Annotated in this window: 4 protein-coding genes and 1 pseudogene; all 5 read right to left on the reverse strand. The window is 71.4% G+C overall.

Annotation, left to right across the window (positions count from 1 at the left end; genetic code table 11):
- Positions 1-219 (reverse strand): annotated as a pseudogene (locus G3I40_RS35850) (hypothetical protein); the annotation flags it as partial.
- A complete protein-coding gene (locus G3I40_RS35855; RefSeq protein WP_164559016.1) occupies positions 216-1550 on the reverse strand; it encodes an HD-GYP domain-containing protein in 1335 nt (444 codons plus the stop codon). The pseudogene G3I40_RS35850 and the gene G3I40_RS35855, both read right to left, overlap by 4 nt.
- 172 nt (positions 1551-1722) lie before the next feature.
- Entirely contained in the window at positions 1723-2013 is a 291-nt protein-coding gene (gene rsrA / locus G3I40_RS35860) for a mycothiol system anti-sigma-R factor (RefSeq protein ID WP_164559017.1), read from the reverse strand.
- A complete protein-coding gene (gene sigR, locus G3I40_RS35865) occupies positions 2010-2684 on the reverse strand; it encodes an RNA polymerase sigma factor SigR (protein WP_343245122.1) in 675 nt (224 codons plus the stop codon). Before sigR ends, rsrA begins: the two co-directional genes overlap by 4 nt.
- A gap of 243 nt (positions 2685-2927) precedes the next feature.
- Positions 2928-3282, reverse strand: a 355-nt coding sequence (locus G3I40_RS35870; RefSeq protein WP_343245123.1) for an alpha/beta family hydrolase, incomplete at its 5' end; no start/stop codon positions are given.

The raw sequence follows: 3282 nt of genomic DNA on the forward strand, positions 1-3282 counted from the left end.
GGCCTCGCGGTCGCCGCCGCCGCCCCAGCGCGCCAGCTCCCCGACGGCGACGAGCAGCCCGAAGGCGAGCGCGACACCGCGGTCGTCGAGTCCGTACCAGAGGGTGCTGCCGAGCGCGGCCGTGGTGAGGGCGCCGGCCACGGCGTACACGAGCAGGACGAGTGCCGGCGGCCTCACCGCCGCCTTCGGCACCGGTACCGCAGGCGAAGCCGCCGTCATGGCGCGGCCGCACCCGTCACCGGCACGCCCTCGGAACGGGCCGCCGGCAGGGCCCCCTCATCGGCGGTCACCACCGGATGCCATCCTTCCCGGCCGAGGACGCGCGTCAGTGCCCGCACCATCACCGGGTCGAACTGCGATCCCGCGCACCGCTCCAGCTCCGCAAGCGCCACCGGGACGGGCCGTGCCCGCGAGTAGGTGCGCGTGGAGGTCATGGCGTCGAAGGCGTCGGCCACCGCCACCACCCGGGCGCACTCCGGGATCTGTGCCCCCGCGAGGCCGTACGGGTAGCCGCTCCCGTCGAGCCGCTCGTGGTGGTGCAGGATCGCGGAGCGCGCCTCGCCGAGGAACCCGATGCCGCGCACCATCTCGTGCCCGTACTCGGGGTGCAGCTGAATGATCTCGCGCTCCTCGGGCGTGAGCGGGCCGTCCTTCCTCAACAGCCGTGTGGGGACGCCGAGTTTGCCCACGTCGTGCAGGATCCCGGCGAACCGCAGGACCTCGACGCGCTCGTCGGCCAGGCCCAGTTCCCGGGCGATCATCATGGACGCCTGCCCGACCCGCTCGCTGTGCCCGCGCGTGTAGCCGTCCTTGATGTCGACGGCCTGGACCAGGGCGCGGATGGTGGCCTGGTGGGCGGCGCGCTCGCGCTGGTACTGGGCGAAGACCCAGCAGGAGATGTACATCGGCAGCAGCACCAGGAGCGAGGCCACCGGCCCGTACGCGCTGGCCCACAGCACCGCCATCAGCAGCCCCGCGAGACCGTGCACGGCGACCGGCGCCAGCGCGCGCAGGAAGAGCCCGCGCCAGGCGGCGCGCAGCGGTACGCGCTCGGCCGCGGCGAGGATGCCGCCGTCGAGGACGGTGAGGACGACGCAGAAGGCGAGCACGGCGGCAGCGGCGGGCACGAACGCGTACGGGAAGCGCGGCGCGGAGACCGCGTCCGGGCCGCCGAGCATCCCGAATACCTGCGCGGACGCCCAGCTGCCGAGGGCGAGTTGGGCGGTGCGCCACACCCGGCGCAGCCCGGTCGGCCGCTGCTCGACGCGGGCGAGGAGGGCGCCGGGGACGGCGACGAGCGCGGCGGCCGCAGGAGGCAGCAGAAACGCTCCTGCAAGGAGGACGGGAAAGAAGGTACCCATACCCCTGGGCGCCCGGCGCCCGCCGAGTCGGCTGCGACCGAGCTGCTCGCAGCCCGCGTACACGCCCGCGAGCAGGGCCACCGCACGCCAGGAAGAGCCGAGGAACAGCACAGCGGGCGCGGCACACACCAGCGCCCCACCGGCAGTCAGGAGTACGTACGCACGGGCCACAGGCGGAACCGACCGCATCCCCACTCCCTCCCCGTGACGTTCAGTTCACGGAGAATAGGACGCGGGCCGAGCCGTCCGGGCGGCATCACGGGGATTGCCGGGGCGCACGGCCCCGGATTACCACGATCGGGTGAACCAGGGGGCGAACGGGACGAACTCCCGCTCCCGGTGCGGGAGTTGCCCCGTCAGCTCAGGTGAGCGGCGTGCCCTCGTCGGGGACGCCCTGCCCGGAACGGATCACTTCGATCCGCCCCATGACCTTGGCCCGCAGGTCCGTCGGCACGTCGTCATGGCCGCAGCACCGCTTGACCAGCTTCTTCACGGCCTGCTCCAGGCCGTACTTCTCCAGGCACGGGGAGCACTCCTCGAAGTGCACCTCGAACTTGGTGCAGTCGGAGTCCGGCATCTCATGATCAAGGAATTCATAGAGATGATCGAGAACTTCACTGCAGTCCGTCTCGTGCGGCTCTCCGCAGCTCATGAGCCCGAGCCTTTCGCTTCGTTCGACTCTCCGGCGCCGGCGGGGACGAGCCCGCGGTCACGGGCGTAGTCCTCCAGCATTCCGCGCAGCTGACGACGGCCCCGGTGGAGCCGGGACATCACGGTCCCGATGGGTGTCCCCATGATGTCCGCGATCTCCTTGTACGCAAAGCCCTCGACGTCCGCGAGATAGACCGCGATGCGGAATTCCTCGGGGATCGCCTGCAGCGCGCGCTTCACGTCGGAGTCGGGCAGGTGGTCGAGCGCCTGCGACTCGGCGGAGCGCAGACCGGTCGACATGTGCGACTCGGCACGCGCCAGCTGCCAGTCCTCGATCTCCTCGGCCGCGCTGCGCTGGGGCTCGCGCTGCTTCTTGCGGTACGAGTTGATGAAGGTGTTCGTCAGGATCCGGTACAGCCATGCCTTGAGGTTCGTGCCCTCGCGGAACTGGTGGAACGACGCGTACGCCTTGGCATACGTCTCCTGCACCAGGTCCTCGGCATCGGCCGGGTTGCGCGTCATGCGCAGGGCCGCCGAGTACATCTGGTCGAGGAATTCCAGTGCGTCCCGCTCGAAGCGCGCGCTGCGCTGGGCAGCGCTCTCCACAGGCTCGGGCCCCTCGTCCGCCTGGCCGTGTTCGGTCCCTGCGTCGGTCCCTGTGACCGGACCCACCTCCTCCAACGACGTCGTGAGGCCCGAAGAGGTCCCACTCGAATCGGAGGATAGACGACGATCCGGTCCGCCCGCCGCCCGAAGGGGAGCGGTCTTGGCCGCGCTGAGCACGCTCCACTCCAGGTCAGGAGTGGTGGCACGGCTCGGGCAGATGGTCGAACCCATGCGGCGGACTTCCTCTCGTACGACTGTGTGCACCGACAGTGGCGACAACAGTCGTACGGTGCTCGACATTCCCCGGGACTACACGAGTGACCTTGTCCACTTGACGACGGCGTCCGTCAGCACGTCGAGGGCCTCGTCCTGCGAGATGCCGGCCCGCTTCGGCACGGCGAACCCGTGGTCCCCGTAGGGCACTTCGACCAGTTCGTACGCGCCGTGGTCCGGGAACTCCCCCGGCCTGCCGAACGGGTCGTTCCCGCCCTGCACGACGAGGGTGGGCACCCCCGCTCCCAGCAGCTCGTCGGCCCGCGACCTCTCCGGCTTGCCCGGCGGGTGCAGCGGGAAGCTCAGCGCGAGCACGGCGACAGCGCCCAGCTCCCGCGCCGTCCGGCAGGCGACGCGGGCCCCGGCGCTGCGTCCGCCGGCGACCACGGGC

Source organism: Streptomyces sp. SID14478, assembly GCF_010548525.1.
Classification (GTDB): Bacteria; Actinomycetota; Actinomycetes; order Streptomycetales; family Streptomycetaceae; genus Streptomyces.